This is a genomic window from Rhodanobacter fulvus Jip2, from assembly GCF_000264315.1.
GTDB lineage: Bacteria > Pseudomonadota > Gammaproteobacteria > Xanthomonadales > Rhodanobacteraceae > Rhodanobacter > Rhodanobacter fulvus.
In genome coordinates this window covers 24,427-47,019 of the sequence record NZ_AJXU01000037.1, presented here as the reverse complement: position 1 = coordinate 47,019, position 22,593 = coordinate 24,427, and the positions used below count along the sequence as shown (strand labels likewise).

The 22,593-nt window shown below is 67.6% G+C and carries 21 protein-coding genes; 4 read left to right on the top strand and 17 right to left on the bottom strand.

The genetic code is table 11. The annotated features are described in order from the left end of the window. Positions 1-30 precede the first annotated feature (30 nt). The 6 genes from UU9_RS09610 to UU9_RS09585 all read right to left on the bottom strand — a co-directional run bounded on the left by UU9_RS09610 (position 31) and on the right by UU9_RS09585 (position 5,186). Positions 31-1,203, bottom strand: a complete 1,173-nt coding sequence (locus UU9_RS09610; RefSeq protein WP_007081555.1) for a class I SAM-dependent rRNA methyltransferase — start codon at positions 1,201-1,203, stop codon at positions 31-33. A 233-nt stretch (positions 1,204-1,436) separates the two neighbouring features. Beyond that, the gene (locus UU9_RS09605) at positions 1,437-1,874 is read right to left on the bottom strand and encodes a hypothetical protein (protein ID WP_007081554.1); all 438 of its coding nucleotides are present in this window, start codon (positions 1,872-1,874) and stop codon (positions 1,437-1,439) included. Between the two features lie 54 nt (positions 1,875-1,928). Then, entirely contained in the window at positions 1,929-3,110 is a 1,182-nt protein-coding gene (locus tag UU9_RS09600; protein ID WP_007081553.1) for a glutathionylspermidine synthase family protein, read from the bottom strand. After that, a complete protein-coding gene (locus UU9_RS09595; protein WP_007081552.1) occupies positions 3,110-3,652 on the bottom strand; it encodes a DUF1190 domain-containing protein in 543 nt (180 codons plus the stop codon). Before UU9_RS09595 ends, UU9_RS09600 begins: the two co-directional genes overlap by 1 nt. Before the next feature lie 84 nt (positions 3,653-3,736). Continuing rightward, entirely contained in the window at positions 3,737-4,699 is a 963-nt protein-coding gene (locus tag UU9_RS09590; RefSeq protein ID WP_007081551.1) for a serine/threonine protein kinase, read from the bottom strand. A 46-nt stretch (positions 4,700-4,745) separates the two neighbouring features. Beyond that, entirely contained in the window at positions 4,746-5,186 is a 441-nt protein-coding gene (locus tag UU9_RS09585) for a hotdog fold thioesterase (protein WP_007081550.1), read from the bottom strand. 120 nt (positions 5,187-5,306) lie between these two features. Here UU9_RS09585 and UU9_RS09580 point away from each other — a divergent pair, with 120 nt between their 5' ends. After that, entirely contained in the window at positions 5,307-6,359 is a 1,053-nt protein-coding gene (locus UU9_RS09580; protein ID WP_040670719.1) for a 2Fe-2S iron-sulfur cluster-binding protein, read from the top strand. 44 nt (positions 6,360-6,403) lie between these two features. On the opposite strand, the gene UU9_RS09575 is transcribed toward UU9_RS09580, so the two are convergent. From UU9_RS09575 to UU9_RS09565, 3 genes are all read right to left on the bottom strand, one after another. Beyond that, on the bottom strand, positions 6,404-6,850 hold the full coding sequence (locus UU9_RS09575) for a rhodanese-like domain-containing protein (RefSeq protein WP_007081548.1): 447 nt from the start codon (positions 6,848-6,850) through the stop codon (positions 6,404-6,406). 84 nt (positions 6,851-6,934) lie between these two features. After that, positions 6,935-7,342, bottom strand: a complete 408-nt coding sequence (locus tag UU9_RS09570) for a hypothetical protein (RefSeq protein ID WP_007081547.1) — start codon at positions 7,340-7,342, stop codon at positions 6,935-6,937. 68 nt (positions 7,343-7,410) lie between these two features. Further along, positions 7,411-7,911 carry a YiiD C-terminal domain-containing protein gene (locus UU9_RS09565; RefSeq protein ID WP_007081546.1) on the bottom strand — a complete coding sequence of 167 codons (501 nt, stop codon included), beginning with the start codon at positions 7,909-7,911 and terminating at the stop codon, positions 7,411-7,413. Between the two features lie 64 nt (positions 7,912-7,975). Here UU9_RS09565 and UU9_RS09560 point away from each other — a divergent pair, with 64 nt between their 5' ends. From UU9_RS09560 to UU9_RS09550, 3 genes are all read left to right on the top strand, one after another. Beyond that, a complete protein-coding gene (locus UU9_RS09560) occupies positions 7,976-8,770 on the top strand; it encodes a uroporphyrinogen-III synthase (protein WP_007081545.1) in 795 nt (264 codons plus the stop codon). 179 nt (positions 8,771-8,949) lie between these two features. Beyond that, the gene (locus UU9_RS09555) at positions 8,950-10,107 is read left to right on the top strand and encodes a uroporphyrinogen-III C-methyltransferase (RefSeq protein WP_040670717.1); all 1,158 of its coding nucleotides are present in this window, start codon (positions 8,950-8,952) and stop codon (positions 10,105-10,107) included. After that, positions 10,104-11,360 (top strand): heme biosynthesis HemY N-terminal domain-containing protein, encoded by a 1,257-nt coding sequence (locus tag UU9_RS09550; protein ID WP_007081543.1) that lies wholly within the window; start codon positions 10,104-10,106, stop codon positions 11,358-11,360. The genes UU9_RS09555 and UU9_RS09550 overlap by 4 nt, the downstream gene beginning before the upstream one ends. A gap of 42 nt (positions 11,361-11,402) precedes the next feature. Here the strand turns inward: UU9_RS09550 and UU9_RS09545 are convergent, their stop codons facing one another. The 8 genes from UU9_RS09545 to polA form a co-directional block, all read right to left on the bottom strand. After that, positions 11,403-13,424 (bottom strand): nitric oxide reductase activation protein NorD, encoded by a 2,022-nt coding sequence (locus UU9_RS09545; protein WP_007081542.1) that lies wholly within the window; start codon positions 13,422-13,424, stop codon positions 11,403-11,405. A 27-nt stretch (positions 13,425-13,451) separates the two neighbouring features. Beyond that, positions 13,452-14,285 (bottom strand): CbbQ/NirQ/NorQ/GpvN family protein, encoded by an 834-nt coding sequence (locus UU9_RS09540; RefSeq protein ID WP_007081541.1) that lies wholly within the window; start codon positions 14,283-14,285, stop codon positions 13,452-13,454. Continuing rightward, positions 14,278-15,642 carry a cbb3-type cytochrome c oxidase subunit I gene (locus UU9_RS09535; protein ID WP_007081540.1) on the bottom strand — a complete coding sequence of 455 codons (1,365 nt, stop codon included), beginning with the start codon at positions 15,640-15,642 and terminating at the stop codon, positions 14,278-14,280. The genes UU9_RS09540 and UU9_RS09535 overlap by 8 nt, the downstream gene beginning before the upstream one ends. Positions 15,643-15,722: 80 nt before the next feature. After that, positions 15,723-16,586: a c-type cytochrome gene (locus UU9_RS09530; RefSeq protein ID WP_007081539.1), complete on the bottom strand. Its 864-nt coding sequence runs from the start codon at positions 16,584-16,586 to the stop codon at positions 15,723-15,725. A gap of 10 nt (positions 16,587-16,596) precedes the next feature. Next, positions 16,597-16,722, bottom strand: a complete 126-nt coding sequence (locus tag UU9_RS18505; protein WP_272941975.1) for a hypothetical protein — start codon at positions 16,720-16,722, stop codon at positions 16,597-16,599. A gap of 161 nt (positions 16,723-16,883) precedes the next feature. Next, positions 16,884-19,205 (bottom strand): 3'-5' exonuclease, encoded by a 2,322-nt coding sequence (locus tag UU9_RS09520; RefSeq protein ID WP_007081538.1) that lies wholly within the window; start codon positions 19,203-19,205, stop codon positions 16,884-16,886. Positions 19,206-19,282: 77 nt separating this feature from the next. Next, positions 19,283-19,504: a hypothetical protein gene (locus UU9_RS09515; protein WP_040670714.1), complete on the bottom strand. Its 222-nt coding sequence runs from the start codon at positions 19,502-19,504 to the stop codon at positions 19,283-19,285. 323 nt (positions 19,505-19,827) lie between these two features. Next, positions 19,828-22,572: a DNA polymerase I gene (gene polA, locus UU9_RS09510; protein WP_007081536.1), complete on the bottom strand. Its 2,745-nt coding sequence runs from the start codon at positions 22,570-22,572 to the stop codon at positions 19,828-19,830. Positions 22,573-22,593 lie beyond the last annotated feature (21 nt).

The following is a 22,593-nucleotide window of genomic DNA, read 5'->3' as shown; positions in this document are numbered from 1 at the left end:
CGCGGGGCCACGGTCAAGCCGATGTGAGCCTCACTCCACCCGGCAGAACACCGCCTTCAGATAGCGCCCCTCGGGCACATCGGTGCGGAAAGGATGGTCGGCGCCGGCGCCGCGCACTTCGAGTACCTGGATCTCGCGGCCGGCGTTGAGCGCCACCCGGCGCAGCATTTCCAGGAACTCGCTTTCGCCCACCAGGCCGGTGCACGAGCAGGTCAGCAGCAGGCCACCCGGCGCGATGATGTCCAGCGCCATGCGGTTCATCGCGAAGTACTTCTTCAGTGCGTCCATCACCTTGCTGCGGTCGCGGGTGAGCTTGGCGGGGTCCAGGATCACCGCGTCGTAGCGCTCGCCGCGGGCCACGGCCGCGCGCACCCAGTCGAAGATGTCGGCTTGTTCGAACGTCACCGCCACCTTGTTGGCCTGCGCATTCGCGCGGGCGACTTCCAGGATGCCCGCGTCCAGATCCACACCGACCGCCTCGCGCGCACCGGCCGCCATCGCATGCACGGCAAAGCCGCCGGCGTTGCAGCACAGGTCGAGCACGCGGCGGCCTTTTGCCAGCTCGGCGAAGCGCTTGCGGTTGTCGCGCTGGTCGGCGAAGAAACCGGTCTTGTGGCCGGAGCCCGGTGCGGCGTGGAAGCGCAGGCCGTGCTCATGCACCTCGAACGCCGGCGGCACGTCGGGGCTGCGCACGTCGAACGATTCCTGCTTCTGCACATGCGATTCGGCGAACCAGTACAACTGCGCGCCGGGGAAGTGCGTGAGCAGCGCGGCGTGGATGGCCTCGCGGAACTTCCACATGCCGGCGGCGAAATATTCGATCACCAGCACGTCGGCGTAGCGGTCGACGATCAGGCCGGAAAGCCCGTCGCCCTCGCTGTGCACCACGCGCCAGGCGTCGCTGACCGCATCGAGCTGCAGCCAGTCGCGGCGCAATTGCACGGCGCGGGCAATGTGGGAGGCGATCCAGTCGGCGTCGATGCTGGCCTCCGGGTGCGTGTCCAGCAGGCGCAGCGCGATGCGCGCGTGGCCGTTCCAGAACGCGCGACCCACGAAACGGCCCTTCGCGTCATGCACCTCGACCACGCTGCCCGGCGGCAGTTTCGATTCGGGCTTGTGGATCTGTGCCGACCACACCCACGGATGGCCGGGGCTGCGGTCGGATTTCAGGCGGATGACGGGGAGGCTGGCGGGAGTATTCATCCGGCCATGATAGCTGGTGCCCTCGGCTCCTCCCCCTGCGTTGCAGGGAAACGAAAGTGCGGGCCGTGACGCTCCTCCCCCTGCGTGCAGGGGGAGGTTGGGAGGGGGTTGCTTGCGCTGGCGGGGAAGATCAAGAGCGACCCCTCCCCAGCCCTCCCCTGCGAGCAGGGGAGGGAGCGAAAGCGTGGTGCCCCTGGCTCCTCCCCTGCGAGCAGGGGAGGGAGTTAGTGCGCTCAGCGCAGTCGCAGCACCAGCCACGACAGCAGCGCCAGCAGGTTGAGGCCCAGGCGCGATACCGCGGGGCCGGCTACCGCCAGCACGAAGCCCTGACTGCCCGCGTGCCAGTCGATGCCCAGCCGCGGCGTGGACTGCAGCGTGGCAAACACGTTGACGAAGGCGCCGCTGTGCAGCGCATAGCTGAACACCGGCGTGGCGATCAGCGGCAGTTGCAACAGTTGCGCCCAGCGCGACCATTGCACGCCCTGTTCGCTGCCTTCGAGCAGCAGCACGCCGGCCACCAGCACGAAGCCGAATACCAGCAGGCCGATCAGCGCCAGCACGCTGTCGTGGGTGGAACCGAGCGGCAATAGCCGGCGCAGCATCGTTATCGTGCCGTACAGGCCGCCAGCGACTTCGAACATGCCGATCAGGCGAAACAGAAGAGTGCGCACGCTGAGGTCCTGTCCAAAAAAGAGAGCGAGCTTAGCCGATGCCGCCGCGTGCGGTTACGCCATCAATACGCCGCGTGCTTCCTCGACGATGACGTGGGGCACGAAGCGCGCCGTGTCCCTGGTGATCAGCGAACTGTCCTCGCGGATGCCGATGCCGCAGGCGCGATCGCCCACCACCCAGCTGCCGATCAACGGGTAGTGGCCGTCGAAGCGGGTCAGCGCATGGCAGGCCTGGCGGATGCACGGGCCATCGTCATACGGCCCATCGGTGTGCAGTTCGCAGCCGTCGTCCAGATGCATCGCGACGTTGGCGCCTTCGCGCGAATGCAGCGGCTTGCGCACCCAGCCGCGCGGCAGCGCGCCGCCGTTGTCGAACTCGGCCGGAAGCAGGTTCGGGTGGCCGCGGTGCGCCTCCCACAGCAGCGGCAGGATGCCCTTGTTGCTGAGCAGCGCCTTCCATGGCGGCTCGATCAACTGCAGGCCCGAGCGCGGCAGGTGCGCACCGAACGATTCGCGGAACATGTCTTCCAGCGGGTACAGCTTGAACAGGCAGCCGATGATGTTGTCGTCGAGATCGGTGAAGCGGCCGTCTTCGGACACGCCGATATCCTCGATCGCCAACGCGCCGCATTCGATGCCGGCCTGCAGCGCGCAGTCACGCAGGTAGTCCACGGTGCCCTGGTCTTCCATCGAGTCGCGTACCGCGGCGAAATGAAACGGCCGCGCGATGCCGCGCGCGATGGTGCCGAACGCTTCCACCAGGGTTTCGTAGATGGCGTTGAACTGGTCGCTGCCGGCGGGCAACTGGCCGCGCGCGAGCTGGTCTTCCAGCCATTGCCACTGGAAGAACGCGGCCTCGAACAGCGAGGTCGGCGTGTCGTAATTCAGCTCGTAGAGCTTGGCCGGGCCGGTGCCGTCGTAGGCGAAATCCATGCGGCCGTACAGGTGCGGCTGGCGTTCGCGCCAGCTCTGCGCGATCCAGTCGCGGTACGGCTCGGGGATCGCCAACTGCTGCATGTGCTGTTCGCTGTCGACGATGCGGTCGACCATGTCCAGCGCCATCGTGTGCAGCTCTTCGGTCGGCGCTTCGAGGTCATCCTCGATCTCGCGCAGGCTGAAGGCGTAATACGCCGACTCGTCCCAGTACGGCGCATCGTCGATGGTGTGGAAACCGAAGCCGCACGCGGCGGCCTTGTCGCGCCAGTCGGGGCGCTCGGCCGTGGCGATGCGGCGCATCAGCCGCCGAAGCCGCGGCTGTGGCCGGCGCTGCCGAAACCGGAACGGCTGGTGGTGACGGCGCGGTTTGGCGTGGCGCTGATCGGCACCATCGCCGTGCGGCTGCCGCCGCGGTACACACCGCCGCTCGCGCCGGCGGCGGCCGGGCGCTGCCAGCCGCCGTTGCTGTCGCGGAACGCCGGGCCGCTATTGAAGCCGTTCATCGGCGCGCCGTTGCGCGACAGCATTTGCGACAGGAAGAAGCCGGTCATCAGCGGACCGAAGAACGAATGGCTGGCGCCGTCGCTGCGCTCGGCGCACTTCTCCTTGCCGTAGTCGGCCTCGCAGGCCTCGCGGTTGGCGAAACGCGGGGCAGTGGCTACCGCTTCCTTCTCTGCCTTGGCGAACGCCAGCTGGCAGGTATTGCTGTCATTGGTCTGTGCCACGCAGGCCTCGACCGAGGTGTACAGGCCTTCGCGCGCCGGACTTTCGCTGTCGCAGGCGGTCAACAGCAACGGGGCCGCGCTCATCAGCAACAGGGCGGCGGTCTTGGATCGCTTCATGGGAATGCTCGGCGGGGAGGGTATCCGGTCAAGCATGCCTGCTTGACCGCGCGGGGGAAAGCCCGGTTTTCGCGCGCGCCGCGTCTATTCCAGCGCGTCGGCCAGCTCGTGCAGGTCGGCCACGTGCTGCTCCCACCAGCGCGGTTCGGCGGCGAACGGGAAGGCGGCGGGGAAGGCGGGATCGGACCAGCGCGCCGCGATCCAGCCGGCGTAATGCAGTTGCCGCATCGCGCGCAAGACGGGGACCAGCGCCAGTTCGCCGTGATCGAAATCGCGAAATTGCTGGTAGCCCTCGAGTAGCGCGTCCATCGCCGCGTCCCCGCCGGCCAGCATCCACAGATCCTGCACCGCCGGGCCGCTGCGGGCGTCGTCGAAATCGACGAAATGCGGGCCGTTGTCGGTCCACAACACATTGCCCGGATGGCAATCGCCGTGCAGGCGGATCTGCCGCACGGCGCCCACGGCATCCTGTCGTTGCGCGATGGCGTTATCCAGCCGATGGGCTGCCGCGCGGTAATTGCCGTGCAGCGACGCGGGCAACAACGCGGAGGCGAGTACCGCCTGCATCGGTTGCCGCACCATCGTGTCGCGATCGAGCCGGCTGCGATGGACGAACGGCTCGCGCGCACCCACCACGTGCATGCGGGCGATCAGCCGTCCCAGCCATTGCAGTTGTTCGGCCGATTCCAGTGACGGCGCACGCCCGCCGCGTCGTGGTGTCAGCGCATAGCGAAAACCGTCGTGGTGCAGCAGCGTCTTTCCGTCGAACGCCAGTGGCGCTACGACGGGCAATTCGTCGTTCGCCAGTTCCTGCGCGAACGCGTGTTCCTCTTCGATCGCCGCATCGCTCCAGCGACCGGGCCGGTAGAACTTGACGATGACCGGCGTCGCCGGCTCGTCGTCGGTGGCCTCCAGCCCGACCTGCCACACGCGGTTCTCGTAACTGTTCAACGCCAGCAGCCGACCGTCGGGCCACAGGCCGCAGGCGCCGACGGCATCGAGCACCAGGTCGGGGCTCAGTCGGGCGTAGGGCGCTTGCGCGGTCATGGCGTGCCGCACCCCGAGAGGTTGGGCGGAGAGTGGCGAAGCGCGTTCAACGCGGCGCCACTACACGTGCCGGGATCACCGCCATGGTGATGCGCGAAATGCACACCAGCGCGTCGTTGTCGCCCTCGATGCGGATTTCCCACACCTGCGTGGTGCGGCCCAGATGCAGCATGCGCGCGGTGCCGGTGACGGTGCCTTCGCGCACGCCGCGGATGTGGTTGGCGTTGATGTCCAGCCCCACCGCCACTTCCTTCTCCGGGTCCAGCGTCAGCATCGCCGCGGTGCTGCCCAGCGTTTCGGCCAGCACCACCGACGCGCCGCCGTGCAGCAGCCCGTAAGGTTGGTGGGTGCGGTGGTCGACCGGCATGGTGCCCTGCAACCAGTCGTCGCCGATGGCGGTAAAGCGGATGCCCAGGGTCTCCATCATGGTGCCCTTGCTCCAGCCGTTGATACGGGCCAGATCGGTCGGCTGTTTCCAGATGCTCATCGTTGCTTCCTCTCGGTCGAAACCGTATTGTTGATCGCTGATATCGCTGCGGCAATGCGATACGTCACCTGTGTCGTTGTACCTACGCTGCCGCGTGCAGCGGATCATTCGGGGCTTGCCTTGTTTACCGTCACTCTCCAAGCGTCTGGCCGCCAGTTTCCCGTGGCCGTTGGTGAAACCGTATTGGGGGCGGCGCAACAAGCCGGAGTGGCCTTGCCCTATTCGTGCCGCGCCGGTGTGTGCGGCAGCTGCAAGGCGATCATGCTGGAAGGCAGCTGTGAATACCCCAGCAATCCACCCCTGGCGTTGAGCGCGGGCGAGCTGGCGCAGCACGCGATCCTGCCGTGCCAGGCGGTAGCCACCAGCGACATGCTGCTGCGCGCGCGTGAAGTCACCTCGGTTGAAGACATCGCCCGTCGCCAGCTCAGCGTGATGGTGGTGGAGAAATGGACACTGGCGTCCGGCGTGATCGGCTTGCGCCTGGTGCCGGCGCCGGGGGAGCGCCGTTTGTTGCGGTTGCCGGGCCAGTACCTGGATGTGGTGCTGGACGATGGCCAGCACCGTCCGTTCTCGATCGCCAACGGCCCGCAGGACGACGGCATGATCGAGCTGCACGTGCGCCACGTGAACGGCGGCGAGTTCACGTCATGGGTGGACGGCAAGCTGCAGGTCGGCGACCGCCTGCGCATCGAAGGCCCGCTGGGTACGTTCGTGCCGCGCGAGGATTCGGAGCGGCCGATGATCTTCATGGCCGGCGGCACCGGTTTTGCGCCGGTCAAGGCCATCGTCGAACATTTCATCGGGCTGGGTTCGCGCCGCCCGATCGATGTGTACTGGGGCGCGCGCAGCGCGGCCGACCTGTACCTGCGACCGCTGGCCGAGCGCTGGGCGGCAAGTACGCAAAACGTGCGTTTCCACGCGGTGATTTCCGGGGCCGACGTGGCTGCGGGCGAGCGGCCCGGCCTGGTGCACGAGGCGGTGCTGGCCGATCACCCCGACCTGTCCGGCCACGACCTCTACATGAGCGGCCCGCCGCCCATGATCGATGCCGGCCATCGGTTGTTCATGGAAGCGGGGCTGCCGGAAGAACGGCTGTACTACGACTCGTTCGATTACGCGCCCGAGGTGCTGGCGCGCATCATCACCGGTCGCGCGGGTTTCACCGGGTTCTGATCGGCATGGCCTGATCGGCGGCGCTGTTCGCCGCCAAGGGGCGGTTACTTGTTGCCCTTGGCCATCGGCAGCTGCGCGGCCTGCCAGGCCAGCACGCCACCGGCGAGGATGTGAACCTTGCTGAAGCCGGCCTTCACCAGCCGCTGCGCCGCCTTCGGCGCGTTGCCGCGGCCATCCTTGTCCATCACCACCACGGGCAGGTCGCGCGCGTTGGCGAGGTCTTTTTTCTCGGGGTCGAACTGGCTCATCGGCAGGTGCTTCGCGCCGGGCACGTGCCGCTTCTCGAAATCGTTGATCGCGGAGAGGTCGATCAGCAGCGGGCTTTCGCGGTTGATCAGCGCGGTCAGGCCGGCCGGGGTCAGCTCTCGCGTCTTGCTGAAAAGCATGCTGACCTGGATCACGATCAGCGCCAGCAGCAGGATCACGAACAAGGCCGACAAGGCCAGGTGGTTGCCAACAAATTCCGGCAGCTTGTGCAGTATTTCGTTCATCGTGTTTCCACAGGCGCGGCGACCGCGCGGGTTCGGGTGAACCGGCGATTATACGGGCAGCGTGGCGGCAGCGCCGCTTGCAGCCTAGTCCTGGGTAACGTTCGGCAGGCCGCTGGTGAGCCACCAGTGCTTCGCTTCCGGGTCGTAGCGCCAGGTCTGGCGGTCGATCACGGTGCGCTCGGACTGCGTGTGGATATTGATCAGGTGCAGTTGCACCACCTGTTGCACCTCGTTTTCCGCCACCACGCTCGGGCCGGCGCCCTCGTCGTAGTCGCTCACGCGCACTTGCTGGTAGCGCGCCATGTCCAGTGAGGTGGGCGGGTTCATCTGCAGCACCTTGGGGTCGACGAATTTCAGCGCGCTCTGGAAACTACCCCAGCGCAAGGTGGCGGCGTAGGCGTTGAGGGTGCTGGTCAGCGCGTCTTTGCGCTGGGCCGTGGCACAGCCGGCGAGCAAAACGACGGCGGCAACGACGATAAGGATGCGACGCATGGATGGCTCCCCCGGCAAGCGCGATACCCCGCATTCTGCCGCAAGACGTGCGTCGCTGCGCGCGGCCCTCAGTGCGTGCCGCCGGCGACGGCTGCCGACGCGGCACGGCGTTTGGCCACGAAGCGCGCGATCAGGGTGGCGGCGGGCTTGCCGCTGTCGCCCGGAATCACGCAGCTGACCTCGATGCGCGCCTTGCCGCGGCTGTCCAGCGAACGGAAGAAGCCGGCCCAGCCGACATCGACCGGCAAGCGGGCCACGCTGGTGAAGTCGGCCCACACCGGGCTCAGGTAACGCACCGTCGATTCGCCCACGAAAACGTCGCAATCATCGCCGCGCTGGCGCAGGGCCAGCTCGACCAGGGCCCAGCCGCTGAGGGTCATCACGCTCACCAGGCTGCCGCCGAACGCGCAGCCCTTGTCGTTGATGTTGGGTTGCAGCGGCGCGAACAGGGTGAGGCTGTCGGCGTCGTGGCCGCCGAGCTGCAGATCCATGGCCTTGGCCAGCGGAATCGTCGAGCGCATGAACTGGATCAGCTGCCGGGCCAGCAACGGTGTATCGGGCAAGGTCACGTCGGTGGAATCCAAAACGAAAGGAGCAAACCGCGTAGTGTAGGGCGCCGCTACACTGGTCACCATGATTATCGGTGAATCGAATCGCGTGCGCGCTGTTGCCGGTACGTCGCCGGCGGGGCCTTTGCGCGGCCGCACGGTGGTGATTACGCGCCCGGTGGGCAGTGGCGCCGCGCTCGCGCGCAAGGTGCGTGCGCTGGGCGGGCTGCCGTTGCTGCTGCCCGGGCTTGCCCTGCGCGCGGTGGCGGACGAGGCCGCAGCGCGCCGGGATTGGCAGGCGGCATGCGCCGGCGAAGTGCTGATTTTCACCAGTCCGGCGGCGGTGCGCTACGCCGTGGCGCTGGCGTCGCCGCGGACGGCCGCGTTGGTGCTGGCGGTGGGCCAGGGCACTGCCCGTGCATTGCGGCGCCACGGTTTCAACGACGTGCGTGCGCCACAACGGCAGGACAGCGAGGGCTTGCTGGCGCTAGCCGAACTGCGCGAACTGAATGGCCGCGCCGTCGCACTGATCAGTGCGCCCGGCGGCCGTGGCATGTTGCGCACGACCCTGGCCGAGCGCGGCGCCGCCTTGCGCGAAGTGCATGTCTATCGACGCGTGCCGGCGCGGCTGGACCGGCGCCATGTTGACGCCGTGCGGCGATTGCCGGTATCGGCGTTGCTGCTGCTGTCCAGCGCCGAAAGCTGGCACAACCTTGCCGCTGCGCTGCCGCCGAACGCGTTGCGCCACCTCTGCGCCGCCACCGCGGTGGTGAGCAGCGAGCGGTTGGCGGGCATCGCGGCCGCGGCCGGCTTTGCGCGGATCAGGCAAGCCGCTTCGGCGATGGCGGACGACCTGCTTGCGGCGGCCATGGGCCCATGAATTGCCGCTGTCTTCACGCCGGGTCGCCAGGCTGACAGGTTAAGGTCGCTGGCGGTAGCGATGGCGCGCGGTGTGTTGCCGGGCCGTCGATCCGCCACCCTTCCACGTCGAAAAAACGTGCGGCGTTTCGCGCTTCATCCTCGCTCGCTTTCTCTCTTCCAGCCTCTTAGCATGCCGTTATGACCACTCCAGACGAACCGATTGTGCCCGGCGATTCCCGCCCCGACCCCGTGCCGGCACGCCCCGCCCGAACTCCCGCCGCCGCGCGCCCCGCGCGCCCCGGTGGCGGCATGCTGGCGCTGGCGATCCTGCTGGCGCTGGTCGCCATCGCCGTGGCCGCGTATGTGGGCTGGCGGCAGTGGCAACAGGAGCAGGGCAGCGACGCCAGCCGCCGCGGCGCCGCGGCGCTGACCCAGCGCATCGATGCGCTGGAGACCACCGTGGCCACCATCAGCGGCGAGCGCGGCAGCGTCGACCATCGCCTCAACGAGGCGGCGCAGGTCAACCAGTCACTGCGCGAAAGCCTGCTCAGCCAGGCCCAGCGCACGCGGCACCTGGAGGACGCGGTGGCGCAGCTGGCCGAAAAGAGCCTGTCCGGCCATGACGCCATGCTGCTGGACGAAACCGAGTCGCTGCTGCGGATGGCCAGCGAGCGCTACACCCTGTTCCATGACGCGCAAGGTGCGGCCGCCGCGTACACGCTGGCCGACCAGACCCTGGCGGGCGTGGACGATGGCGCTTTCACCGGCCTGCGCCAGAGCATCGATGCCGAGCGCGACGCGCTGGCCAAGAGCCAGCCGGTCGATCTGACCAGCACCCTGCAGCAGTTGAATGCCTTGCGCGGCACGTTCACCCAGCTGCCGCTGAAACCGTTGGATACCGCCGCCTCGGCGCCGGCGGCGGATGGCTGGGCACGCATCGGTCGTGCGCTTGCCAGCGTGGTCAGCGTGCAGCGCGACAACGGTGCCCCGCTGGCCGTGGCCGACGCGCGCTTTGCGCGCGAGCTGACCGCGATCGACCTGGCCCAGGCGCAAGCGGCCCTGCTGGCCCATGACGGCAAGGCCTACGCCGAGGCGTTGCAGCGGGTGGACGCCAGCCTGTCCACCTGGTTCGACCCCGATGCCAATGCCGTGCAGCAGGCGCGAGCCACCATCAAGAAGCTCATCGCCGCGCGACCTGCTGGCGACGAGGTGGTGCTGGGCGCGGCGCTGATCGAGTTGCACAACCTGCGCGCCGTGCATGCGTTGAATGCGGGCGGCAGTGGCCCCGCCCATGCGGCCAGCAACGCGGTACCGGCGCGCTCGGGCAGCGCCGCGGCGGGCGGAGCGCGGCGATGAAGCTCTGGCGCTGGGTCCTGCTGCTGGTGGTCGTGGCGGCGCTGGCCGCCTTCGGCTGGCATTGGATTGCCGAAGATCCCGGCTACGTCCTGCTGCGCCTGCGCGGCTGGCGGGTGGAAACCACGGTGGTCGCCGCCGTGGTCATTCTGGTACTGGCGTGGGCCTTGCTCAGTCTTGCGTGGCGACTGCTGCGCTGGCCGTTCGGCGCGCTCTCGCGGCGCCATCGGCGGCTCAGCCAGCAGCGTCTGGGTGAAGGTCTCATCGCCCTTTTCGAGGGCCGCCATGGCGACGCCGAGCGCGATCTGAACCGCGCCTCGCGTCTGCCCAGCGTGCGCGGCCCGGCCCTGTTGGCGTCCGCCGAGGCTGCCTCACGCCGGGGCGAACACGGGCGCGCGCTGGAGGCGCTCAACCAGGCGGCGCAGTCGGCGCCGCAGGCGGCACGCGTGTTGCGGGCCCGCGTGTTGCGCCGCGAAGGCAAGTCGTCCGAGGCGCTGGCCCTGCTGGCGCCCGAGGCGGACAAGGGCAGCCTGGCGCCGGCCGGGTGGCGCGAACTGGCGCTGGCCGCGCTGGCCAGCGGCGACCTGCGCCGTGCCCGTGATGCGCTGACGCCATTGCAGAAGAGCGCCGCCCTGGGCGCGCGCGGTTACGCCGCGCTGGAAATCCAGGTGCTGTCCGCCACCATCAACGCCGCTGCCGATGGCGCCACGCTCAATGCACTGTGGTCGCAACTGCCCAAGGCACAGCGCCGCGTGCCCGCCATCATCGACGCCTATGCACGCCGCGCCGCCGCCTTCGGCCTGACCTTGCCGGCCATGGACGAAGTGGAATCCGCGCTGCGCCGCGAATGGTCGCCATTGCTGATCGAAACCTACGGCGCCTTGGCCGGCGAGGACATCGAGGCGCGCCTGCATCGCGCCGAGGGCTGGCTGGACGCGCACCCGAACGACGCGAACCTGCTGCTCACCCTGGGTCGCATGTGCGTGCGCCTGAAGCTGTGGGGCAAGGCGCATCAATACCTGAATCGCTCGCTGGCGCTCGCCCCGAGCGGTGCCGCATGGGAAGCCTCCGGCGACGCATTCGCGGGGCAGGGCGACTTCACCAATGCGCAACGCTGCTATCGCAACGCGCTGGCCACGGCCCGCGGCGAGACCGCGGCGCCGCTGCCGCAAACCGCCAACCCGGCCTACCCCGACACCCACCCGACGGCGGTCGAGGAGCGGGATGTACATGGCGTGCCGCGATTGCGGGAGTAAGTGGCGGCGACACGGATCCGGCGTGGGCGCATGTCGCCAGGCTCAGTGGCCGACCAATCGGCGTAACCAGTCGAGCAGCACCGTCGGCAGCAGTTCGGGTTTCGGTAGCAGCGCGTATTGGTTGGCGCCGAACACGAAGGGCAGGTAGTTCGCTGCCTGGCGATCGATGGTCAGGCAGAACGGTGAGACGCCCTGCAGTTTCGCTTCGACCACTGCCTGACGCAGATCCTCGATGCCGTAGCGGCCCTCGTATTGGTCGACGTCGTTGGGTTTGCCGTCGGACAGCAGCAGCAGCAGCCGGTGACGCGCGTCCTGGCGCATCAGCAGCGCGGTGGCATGGCGCATGGCGGCGCCGGCGCGCGTGTAGTTTTCCGGCTCCAGCCCGGCAATGCGCAGCGCCACGGCAGGGCCGTACGGTTCGTCGAAATGCTTGACCGCGCGCAAAACGACGCCCTGCGCGGCCTCGCCGGAAAACGCCTGCACGGCGTAGGGCTGGCCCAGGCCTTCCAGCGCAATGCACACCAGCAGCAGTGCCTCGCGCTCCACGTCGATGATGCGGCGATTGCCGGCGACCCAACTGTCGGTGGAGCCGCTGACGTCGATGAGCAGCATTACCGCCATGTCGCGCTGTACCCGGCGCTCACCCCGATACAGGCGCTGCGACAGCGGCAGGCCGGCACGGTAGTCGGCCTGGCCTTCGATCCACGCTTCCAGGTCGATGTCGTCGCCGTCCAGTTGCCGGTGCACCTGCACGCGGCGCGCGCGCAACAGTTCGAAACGGCGGCGAATGTCATGCAGCATGCCACGGTGCGCGTCGAGCGAGGCGTCCACCCATGACTGCGCGCCGGCCGCGGCCGCCAGGCAGTGCACGGTGACACCGCGCGGGCGATAGGCCTTGAGGCGGTAATCCCATTCGGGGTACGCCAGCGCGTCGTCGGCCGACACCGTCGCGCTCGCGGGTGCATGGGCCGCGGGTGTTGGCGCGTCGTCGGAAAGCAGGATTTCCCTGGGCTGCCCCGGACGCGTCAGCAAACGCGCCTCGGGCAATTCGGACAGGGCGTCGGCGTACTCGTCCGCGGCGGTGTCGTCATCGCGATCGGTCGGGCGCTGCAGGCCGTGCGGATCCTCCGCCTGTTCGTGCGGCTGCGCCGTCTGCACCATCCACGCGCCGGGGCGGTCTTCCTGCTCGTCGTCGTCCGGCTGGCGGACGTCGGGGCGGCGCGGCAAATGCGCACTGCGCGGTGTTTCGTGCGTTGGGTGGGTGGCGCCAGCCGCATCGGCAGCCGCGACGGGCGGCGCTGCCGGAATGAGAAGCTCGCCGGTCCACAAGTCCTTGAGAAGCGGATGCGGGCCGAAGTCGCGGCCGTGCGCGGCGGCGCGTAGCCCGGCCGCGAGCCGCTGTGCGCGGGCGAGGGAGTCGGCGGGCGTGCCGCACACCGGCTCGAGCTCCGGGCCGCGCGCGGCAGCGAGCACGCCTTGCAGCACCGCCTCCAGCGGACGCAATACGGAGGGCAGGACAGTGAGTGTTGGTCGCGCCGCCAGCGCCGCGCTGCGCAGCGCGGCGAGCGCTCCGACGATGCCGGGCAGGGCCAGCGCGAGGTCGTGGTCGGCGGCATCGGCCTCGCACAACAGGTACAGGTCGCGCAGCAGCGCATCATTTGTCGTGGGTGCATGCGTCGCGCTGCCGCGCATGGCGCGCATGGCTTGCCGCAAGGCCAGCATGCGGTAGCGCTGCCGCGCCTCCGCTGCGCCCAGCGTGCCGAAGTTTGCCGGCAGCCAGATGGCCTGGTCATCCGTGGCCGGCAGCGCGCAGCGATGGACCGGCCCGTGGCGATGGCGCAGGGCCAGGGCAAGAAACGATGGCGGCGTCGGCGGTTGGGCGACGCGCAACCGCAAGCCATGGCCGCACAATGCGGCGATCAACAGGTCGAGCCGGGGCGCCACATCGGCCAACGCCAGCGGTGGCGTCTGGGTTGGGACGGGCCGGTAGCGCCGCCACAGCGCACGCGCGTAGATGGTGGCGTGGCGCGCGGCATCGACGATGACATCTTCGGCTTCGGCCATGGGTGGCTCCGGCGCGCGTTTGCGCGATCAGATGAAGCTGGCGTCCACCAGGTCGTGCATGGCGCCGACCAGGGTTGCCTCGTCCGACAGCGGCGAGACGATCGCTGCCATGCAGGCATCACGCTCGGGGATGCCGCTGGCGATCAGCCGCGCGGCAGCGATCAGCAGCCGCGTGCTGGGTACTTCGGCCAGGCCGCGATCCTGCAGACCGCGCAAGCGCCGGCCCAAGGTGACCAGCGCATGCGCCGTCGCGTGGTTGGCGGCGCCTTCGCGCTCGACGATGGCGACCTCGGTATCCAGCGGCGGGAAATCGAAATCCAGCGCCACGAAGCGCTGCCGCGTGCTTGGTTTCAGGTCCTTCAGCATGCGCTGGTAGCCGGGGTTGTACGACACCACCAGTTGAAAGCCGGGCGCGGCTTCGATCGTTTCGCCGGTCTTGTCGATCGGCAGCATGCGCCGGTAGTCGGTCAACGGATGCAACACGACGACCGTGTCCTGGCGCGCTTCCACCACCTCGTCGAGGTAGCAGATCGCGCCTTCGCGCACGGCGCGCGTCAGTGGACCGTCCTGCCATGCGGTGCCGTCGTGACGGATCAGAAAGCGGCCGATCAGGTCGCTGGCGCTGAGATCGTCGTGGCAGGCAATGGTGACCAGCGGGCGGCCAAGCCGCCACGCCATGTGCTCGATGAAGCGGGTCTTGCCGCAACCGGTCGGGCCCTTGAGCATGACCGCCAGCTGCCGCGCGTGGCATTGCTCGAACAGCGCCACCTCGTTGCCGGCAGGGAGGTAGAACGGCTCGGTGGCAGCGACCCCGCCGGCTGCCGCCGCTGCGCCATGCAGACCTGCGTCCGGTTCAGGCATCGGCCACGCCGCGTGGCTTCAGTTCCGGCTCGGCGCTCACCGCGAAACGCGGCGGGTAGCGGAAGAAATCGAAGATGAACAGCCCTACGCCGATGGTGAACACCGTGGCCGTGGCGATCAGCATGACGAAGTGGATCTGGATCTTCAGCTGCGTGTCGAGATAGCCCAGGCCCAGGATGCGCTCCAGATACACCTGCGCGATGCCGGCGGTGCCGAACGACAGCGTCATGCCGAACATGCCGCCAAGCTGCATCCAGAACGCCCAGTAGCCCACCGGCGAACCCTGCTCGCGGCGGCCGGAAGTGAGGGACGGCAGCGCATAGGTGATCATCGCCAGCACGATCATGGCGTAGGCGCCGTAGAACGCCGCGTGGCCGTGCATGGCGGTAATCATGGTGCCGTGCGTCCATTTGTTGACGCTGGGGAAGGTGTGCGCCAGGCCGAGCAGTCCGGCACCGAACAAGGTGAACACTGCGCTGCCTACGGTCCAATGCAGCGCCAGCACGTTGGGGTGCTGCAGGCCCGAGCGGCGGATCGCCGAATACGCGTACACCGCCATGCCGACCAGCGCCACCGGTTCCAGCGCGCTGAAGACGCCGCCGATCGGCAACCAGTAGTGCGGCACGCCGACCCAATAGTAGTGATGCGCGGTGCCGATGATGCCGGCGATGAACACCAGGCCGACGATCACGTACAGCCACTTCTCCATCACTTCGCGGTCGGCGCCGGACAGGCGGATCAGCAGGTAGGCGAGGAAGCCGCCCTGGATCATTTCCCACACGCCCTCGACCCACAGATGGATGGTCCACCAGCGGTAGAAGATCGATATCACGTAGTTTTCGTAGTGCAGCAAGGCGGGCAGATACAGCACCGCCGCCAGGCCGAGGCCGCCGATCAGCACGCCTTCGGTGGTGGTGAAACGGCCGGAGCGCTTGATCGTCATGAAGATGTTGTAGAGGAACATCAGCATCACCACGACGATGATGATCTTCGAGGGCAGCGGTTGTTCCAGCAGCTTGTTGCCGGTGCCATAACGGAAGAAGTAGCCGAAGATCGTGGCCAGCCCCATCGCCGTCCACAGCACCAGCTGCCAGATCGCGAGCTTTACGCTGTACAGCTCAGTGCGCGATTCGTCCGGCACCATCCAGTATGTGGCGCCCATGAAACCGGTCAGCACCCACACGATCAGCAGGTTCGTGTGGATCATCTTGGTGACGTCGAACGGCAGGATGTACAACAGTGGATCGGGCCCCAGGTACTTGGCCGCCGAGAGCAGGCCGAACACCAGTTGCAGGCCGAACAGCGCCATCGCCACCGCGAAATACCAATAAGCCACTGACTGGGATTTGTAACGCATGGCGCTCTCCGTCGAATCGGTGTGCGGAATCCCGCGCTCGCTTGCTGCTGTCGCGCAAGGCGCGCAGCGCAGTGGCGCGATTACTTCAAGGTGGACAGATAATCGACCAGTTGATCGACCTGTTCGGGTGTCAGCGACGTGGCGTAGGTGTCGGGCATGAACGAAGTGCCGGCGGCCGAATACATGTCGCCCGGTTCCAGGTACGCGCTGGGATGCACGATCGACTCGTGGATGAATTCCTTGGCGTTCTTCGCCTCACCCTTGTACGTGCCCGAGGCCAGGGCCTTCTCCGCGAGCGCGCTGATGCCCGCCAACGAGGGGCCGGCCATGTTCACGCCCGGCGCGATGGAATGGCAGGCCGCGCACGGCGGCGAGGCGGAATGGAACAGCGACTCGCCCTGCGCGATCGGGTTGTCGCCCGACGTGGTGGGGCGGGTGTCCGCCGGCCCCGTTGCGGCCGTCCCGGTGGTGGAGCCTTGCTGCGCGGCGGTCATCGCCATGCCCGGCAGCGACGATCCGCTGACCAGCAACGGCCGCGGCGGCCAGCCCTGGTTGTCGACCTTGCTGACCCAGTCCAGGAACGCGATCAGGCCGGTGATGTCGGCGTCGCTCAAATCCTGCTTCGGCATCAGCCGGCGCACTTTCTGCTCGTCGTAGAACTTCGCCGGATCGTGCAGGTACGCGCGCAGGTAGGCCTCGCCGCGCAACTGGGTGATCTTGGTCAGGTCCGGCGCGTAATAGGCGCCCTCGCCGAACAAGGTATGGCAGTTGATGCAGTTGTTGGCGTGCCACACCTTGTTGCCCAGGGTGACCTCGGGCGAGATGTTCTGCGCGTTGGTCAGTTTGGGAAACTGGCGATGGCTGTCCAGGGTCATGCCCAGGAACAGCAACGCTGCGAGCACGCTGCCGCCAATGGCGAACAGTCGGGTCTGTCGCTTGTTCATGACCTCTCCCTTACACGCTGATGCCGGACCAGTATTTCAAGGTGATGAAAGCCGCGTAGCAGATGGCACTCACCATCAGCAGCAACACCACATAACTGAAAATCCGGAACGCCGTGCCGACGGTTGCGCTGTGCATGTACATCCCCTTGGCGTGACACCGTGCGACGCAGTCTTGCACGCGCGGTGTGAATAAACCATCGTCGGCGACATCACGCATCGGGACAAGGTGGCCCGGGCGATCAGGTCGGAACAAATCCGCCGTTTGCCGCTCTGCGAACGGCGTTTTCCCGAAGGGCGCTACAGCGCCGTGAGGTTGGCGTAGGCAGCCACCAGCCACTTGCTGCCGCCCGCCTCGAAATTCACCTGCAGCCGCGTGTGCGCGCCGCTGCCTTCGGCGCTGATCACCACGCCTTCGCCGAAGCTGGGGTGGCTCACACGCTGGCCCAGTTTTACCGGTGGCGATTCTTCCAGTGACGAGGACACTTCGTTGGGGCGGCCGGCGAACATCGGACGCGTCACGTGGACGCGTGGGCGGACTTCGTCGATCAGTTCGGCGGGCATCTCGCCCAGGAAGCGCGAGGGCCGCGCCAGCATTTCGGTGCCGTGCATGCGCCGCGATTCGGCGTGGCTGACGATGAGTTTTTCGCGGGCGCGGGTGATGCCCACGTAGGCCAGGCGACGCTCCTCCTCCAGCCGGCCCTCGTCGTCCACCGAGCGCTGGCTGGGAAACAGGCCTTCTTCCATGCCGACCAGAAACACCACGGGGAATTCCAGTCCCTTGGCCGAGTGCAGCGTCATCAGCTGCACGCAGTCGTCGCCGGCCTCGCCCTGGTGTTCGCCGGCTTCCAGCGTGGCGTGCGCCAGGAACGCGGAAAGCTCGCTGAGTCCCAGTTCATTGTCCTCGTCGGTGCGTTCGAAGCGGCTGGCCACGTTGACCAGCTCGTCGAGGTTTTCGACGCGGGCCTCGCCATTGCCGCGGCTGTCTTTTTCGTAGAAGTCGCGCAGGCCGCTGTGGATGATGGCGTGGTCGATCTGTTCGGCGAGGGCGAGGCTTTCTTCATTCCTCTCCCCCGAGCTTGCTCGGGGGAGAGGGTAGGGTGAGGGGGGCTCTTGATCTGACGGCGCCGCGGCGGAAAGCGCCCCCTCACCCCGACCCTCTCCCCCGACGGTGCCGGGGGAGAGGGAGCTGGTCCCGGCGGGATTGAAGGTGCGCGCCATTTCGTCGATGAGGGCGAGGAACGCCTTCACCGCATTCTTCGCACGCCCGGCGAGGCCACCGCTGCCCAGTTCCATCAGTGCGGCCTCCCACATCGACACGTCCTCGCGGCGGGCGCGGTGACGCAGGACGTCCAACGTGCGATCGCCGATGCCGCGGGTGGGTGTGTTCACCGCGCGCTCGAAGGCGGCGTCGTCGTGGCGGTTGGCGGTGAGGCGCAGGTAGGCCAGCGCGTCCTTCACCTCGGCGCGGTCGAAGAAGCGCTGGCCGCCGTAGACGCGGTAGGCGATGTTGCGCTGGACCAGTTGCTCCTCGAAGTTGCGCGACTGCGCGTTGGAGCGGTACAGGATGGCGCAGTCCTTCGCGTCGCCGTGCTCGGCGATGAATTCGCGGATGCGCTCGATCACGAAGCGCGCCTCGTCCTGCTCGTTGTAGGCCGCGTACAGCGCGATGCGTTCGCCCTCGTCGCCGGCTGTCCACAACTGCTTGCCCAGGCGGCTGCCGTTGCGCTGGATCACGCTGTTGGCGGCTTTCAGGATGGTGGAGGTGGAACGGTAGTTCTGCTCCAGCTTGATGGTGCGCGCACCGGGGAAATCGCGCAGGAACTGCTGCACGTTTTCCACCTTGGCGCCGCGCCAGCCGTAGATCGCCTGGTCGTCGTCGCCCACCACGAACACCTGGCCGGTGGCGCCCGCCAGTACGCGAATCCATGCGTATTGCAGCGTGTTGGTGTCCTGGAATTCGTCCACCAGCAGGTAGCGCCAACGCTGCTGGTAATGCTCCAGCACCGCGGGATTCTTCAGCCACAATTCGTGCGCGCGCAGCAGCAGCTCGGCGAAGTCGACCAGCCCGGCGCGGCGGCAGGCGTCTTCGTAGGCCTGGTAGATCTGCACGAAGGTGCGGGTGACGGGGTGGTCGCGGTGTTCGATGCCGTCGGGGCGCTTGCCTTCGTCTTTCCAGTTGTTGATCTGCCAGCTGGCCTGGCGCGCGGGGAACTTGGCGTCATCGAGGCCCAGACCGGCGATCACCCGCTTGATCAGCCGCAGTTGGTCGTCGGCGTCGAGGATCTGGAACGTGTCCGGCAGCCCGGCTTCGCGCCAGTGCCGGCGCAGCAGGCGGTGGGCGATGCCGTGGAAGGTACCCACGGTGAGCCCCTGCGTGCCGCCAGGAATCAGCGCGCCCAGCCGCGCGCGCATTTCGCCGGCGGCCTTGTTGGTGAAGGTGACGGCCAGGATCGCCCATGGCGGCACCCGCTCGGCCTGGGTCAGCCAGCCGATGCGGTGGGTCAATACGCGGGTCTTGCCGGAACCGGCGCCGGCCAGCACCAGGTAGTGGCCGGGCGGGGCGCAGACGGCTTCGCGCTGCGCGTCGTTGAGCGGGTCGATCAGGTACGAAACATCCATCACGCCATTGTAAGGGCGCGCTGCGCCGCAAACGAAAAACCGCCGCAAAGGCGGCGGTTTTCGTGCGGTCAGCGAGATCAGCGCTTCTTGTTGGCGATGCCGCCCACCAGCAGCAGGCCGCCGACCACGATGCCGGCGATACCCACCCACTGCGGTACGGCACGGTCGTGGGTGGCTTCGATCTTGGCCGGTCCGATCTGCGCCACCGTGTCGGTGTCCTTGTAGCTGGCGTCGCCCACGCTTACCCAGATACCGGCAATCAGCAGAATGATGCCGGCAATGATCAGTCCCATACGCATGGATACGTCCCCTCTGTGGATGTGCAGCGGAGTATGCCGACCGAGAGTGTGCAGGAAAGGTGGAGATGCGCCATGAAAAAGGCCCCGAAGGCCAGGGGGGACCTTCGGGGCCGGGGGAAGGCGAGGCCCAGGGGAGAGGCTCGCATTCCGGTCGGGTGGTTCAGGGAGGTGAGCCAACCGTGGATGCCATTGCGTGCATCCGAAGGATTGGAACGCGCCGGGGCGACAAAGTTGCACGATGGACGAAAGAATTCAGAGCCGATTCATGCTTACGGAACGTTAACCTGCAAGCCGTTGTAGGCCATCGGAATCCAGCTCGCCCATCAATGCGCCTCGTCCCAGTTTTTGCCCACGCCCACGTCCACCAGCAGCGGCACGTCCAGTTCCGCCGCGCCGGACATCCGCTCGATCACGGCGGCGCGCACGGTGTCCACGGCGTCGTCGCGCACTTCGAATACCAGTTCGTCGTGCACCTGCATCAGCATGTGCACGTCGTCGCGACCGTCGATCCAGGCGGCCATGGCGATCATCGCGCGCTTGATGATGTCGGCGGCGCTGCCCTGCATCGGCGCATTCACCGCGGCGCGTTCGGCGCCCTGGCGCAGGCCGTGATTGCGCGAGTTGAGGTTTTCCAGATACAGCCGGCGGCCGAAGATGGTTTCCACGTAGCCATCGCGATGGGCTTTCTCGCGGGTGGCGTCCATGTAGCCGCGCACGCCGGGATAGCGGGTGAAATAACGTCCGATGTAATCGCTGGCTTCGCCACGATCCACACCCAGCGCGCGGGCCAGACCGAACGCGCTCATGCCGTACATCAGGCCGAAGTTGATTGCCTTGGCCGCGCGCCGCTGATTGGTGGTCACCTCCTCGGGCGCTACGCCGAACACCTCCGCCGCGGTGGCGCGATGCACGTCGCCACCTTCGCGGAAGGCGCGCAGCAGGCCTTCGTCGGCCGACAGGTGGGCCATGATGCGCAACTCCACCTGCGAGTAATCCGCCGCCATCACCTTCCAGCCCGGCGGTGCGATGAAGGCCTGGCGGATGCGCCGGCCCTCCTCGGTGCGCACCGGAATGTTCTGCAGGTTGGGGTCGGTGGACGACAACCGCCCGGTCGCCACCGCGCCCTGGTGGTAGCTGGTGTGCACGCGGCCGGTGCGCGGATTGACGATGCCGGACAGCTTGTCGGTGTAGGTGGAACGCAGCTTGGCCAGACTGCGATGTTCCAGGATCAACCGCGGCAATTCATGCATGTCCGCGATCGCCTCCAGCGCCTCCTCGTTGGTGGACGGCTGACCCTTCGGCGTTTTCAGTTTTGCCTGCAGGCCCAGTTCGTCGAACAGGATCGCCTGCAGTTGCTTGGGCGAATCGAGGTTGAACTCGCGCCCGGCCAAGCCGTGGCATTGCCGTTGCAACTCCAGCATGCGCTTGCCCAGTTGCTGGCTCTGCCGGCGCAGTTCGTCGCCGTCGATCAGCACGCCGCGACGCTCCATCGCCGCCAGCACGGGCACCAATGGAATCTCGATGTCCTCGTACACGCGGCGCAGGCTGGGTTCCACCTGCAGCTTCGGCCACAGCGCGTGGTGCAGGCGCCAGGTGATGTCGGCATCCTCGGCGGCGTAGCGGCAGGCGGTATCCAGGTCCACCTGCGAGAACGAAATCTGCTTCGCCCCCTTGCCGGCTACCTCCTCGTATTTGACGGTGTCGTAGCCCAGGTATTTCTTCGCCAGCGAGTCCATGTCGTGGCGCGTGGCGGTGGCGTTCCAGATGTAGGACTCAAGCATGGAGTCGTATTTCAGCCCCTGCACCGCGACGCCGTAGTGCGACAGGATGTTGATGTCGTACTTCGCGTGCTGGCCCAGCTTGGCCTTGGCCGGGTCCTCGAAGATGGGCTTCAGTGCGCGCACCACGGTGTCGCGGTCGAGCTGCGCGGGCGCGCCGGGGTAGTCGTGCGCCACCGGGATGTAGCAGGCCTTGCCCAGCTCTACCGAAAAACTGATGCCGACCATGTCGGCGCGCATCGCGTCGATGCTGGTGGTTTCGGTGTCGAACGCGATCAGCTCGGCGTCGTGCAGTCGCTGCAGCCAGATCGCGAACTGCTCGGGCGTGGTCACCAGCTCGTACTCGCCCGGCCGCGACAGTGAAGGATCGGGCGCGTCGGACGCAGCGGGTGTTTCGGCAGCGGCGGTGATCGCCACCACTTCGACTACTACATCACCACCGCCGGCTTCCGCATCCAGATCCTTCAGCGCCGCCTTGAAACCGTAGCGGGTGAACAGCGCGCGCAGCGTATCGGTGTCGCGTTCGCGCAGGGTGAGGTCGGTGGGCGCCAGTGGCAGCGGCACGTCGGTCTTGATGGTGACCAGCTCGCGCGACAGCGGCAGCTGCGGCAGCGCATCGCGCAGGTATTCGCCGATCTTGCCGCCGACCTTGTCGGCATGGGCCATCACACCATCCAGCGAGCCGTATTCGGCCAGCCATTTCGCGGCCGTCTTGGGGCCGCACTTGGTGACGCCGGGCACGTTGTCCACGCTGTCGCCGGTAAGCGCCAGGAAATCGATGATGCGCTCGGGCGGCACGCCGAATTTCGCGGTGACGCCGGCGGTGTCCAGGGTGGTGTTGGTCATCGTGTTGACCAGTGTTACCTGCGAGCCGACCAATTGCGCCAGATCCTTGTCGCCGGTGGAAATCTCCACCTCGATGCCTTGCGCCTGCGCCTGCAGCGCGATGGTGCCGATCACGTCGTCCGCCTCGACCCCGCTTTCGCAGAGGATGGGAAAGCCCAGCGCGCCCACGATCGCCAGCATCGGCTGCACCTGGCCGCGCAGATCGTCCGGCATCGACGGGCGGTTGGCCTTGTACTGGTCGTACAGCTCGTTGCGAAACGTGGGGCCGGGCGCGTCGCAGACAAACGCCAGGTAATCCGGCGCCTCGCGCAAGGTGGCGCGCAGCATGTTGACCACGCCGAACAGCGCGCCGGTGGGCTCGCCGAATTCGTTGGTCAATGGCGGCAGCGCGTGGAACGCGCGGTACAGGTAGGACGAGCCGTCGATCAGGACAAGTTTGGGCATGACAGGGCAACCGTTGCTGGC

Bases quoted from the DNA above. Each gene is read 5' to 3' on its own strand.
- UU9_RS09590 (WP_007081551.1), bottom strand. From the start codon at position 4,699: ATGACCGCGCAAGCGCCCTACGCCCGACTGAGCCCCGACCTGGTGCTC.
- UU9_RS09535 (WP_007081540.1), bottom strand. From the start codon at position 15,642: ATGCGTTACAAATCCCAGTCAGTGGCTTATTGGTATTTCGCGGTGGCG.
- UU9_RS09560 (WP_007081545.1), top strand. From the start codon at position 7,976: ATGATTATCGGTGAATCGAATCGCGTGCGCGCTGTTGCCGGTACGTCG.
- UU9_RS09595 (WP_007081552.1), bottom strand. From the start codon at position 3,652: ATGAAGCGATCCAAGACCGCCGCCCTGTTGCTGATGAGCGCGGCCCCG.
- UU9_RS09585 (WP_007081550.1), bottom strand. From the start codon at position 5,186: ATGAGCATCTGGAAACAGCCGACCGATCTGGCCCGTATCAACGGCTGG.
- polA (WP_007081536.1), bottom strand. From the start codon at position 22,572: ATGCCCAAACTTGTCCTGATCGACGGCTCGTCCTACCTGTACCGCGCG.
- UU9_RS09570 (WP_007081547.1), bottom strand. From the start codon at position 7,342: ATGCGTCGCATCCTTATCGTCGTTGCCGCCGTCGTTTTGCTCGCCGGC.
- UU9_RS09545 (WP_007081542.1), bottom strand. From the start codon at position 13,424: ATGGCCGAAGCCGAAGATGTCATCGTCGATGCCGCGCGCCACGCCACC.
- UU9_RS09520 (WP_007081538.1), bottom strand. From the start codon at position 19,205: ATGGATGTTTCGTACCTGATCGACCCGCTCAACGACGCGCAGCGCGAA.
- UU9_RS18505 (WP_272941975.1), bottom strand. From the start codon at position 16,722: ATGCACAGCGCAACCGTCGGCACGGCGTTCCGGATTTTCAGTTATGTG.
- UU9_RS09515 (WP_040670714.1), bottom strand. From the start codon at position 19,504: ATGCGTATGGGACTGATCATTGCCGGCATCATTCTGCTGATTGCCGGT.
- UU9_RS09530 (WP_007081539.1), bottom strand. From the start codon at position 16,586: ATGAACAAGCGACAGACCCGACTGTTCGCCATTGGCGGCAGCGTGCTC.
- UU9_RS09540 (WP_007081541.1), bottom strand. From the start codon at position 14,285: ATGCCTGAACCGGACGCAGGTCTGCATGGCGCAGCGGCGGCAGCCGGC.
- UU9_RS09550 (WP_007081543.1), top strand. From the start codon at position 10,104: ATGAAGCTCTGGCGCTGGGTCCTGCTGCTGGTGGTCGTGGCGGCGCTG.
- UU9_RS09600 (WP_007081553.1), bottom strand. From the start codon at position 3,110: ATGCGCCGCATCGCCACGGCCGAGCGCCCCGACTGGCGCGACAAGGCC.
- UU9_RS09555 (WP_040670717.1), top strand. From the start codon at position 8,950: ATGACCACTCCAGACGAACCGATTGTGCCCGGCGATTCCCGCCCCGAC.
- UU9_RS09610 (WP_007081555.1), bottom strand. From the start codon at position 1,203: ATGAATACTCCCGCCAGCCTCCCCGTCATCCGCCTGAAATCCGACCGC.
- UU9_RS09575 (WP_007081548.1), bottom strand. From the start codon at position 6,850: ATGAACGAAATACTGCACAAGCTGCCGGAATTTGTTGGCAACCACCTG.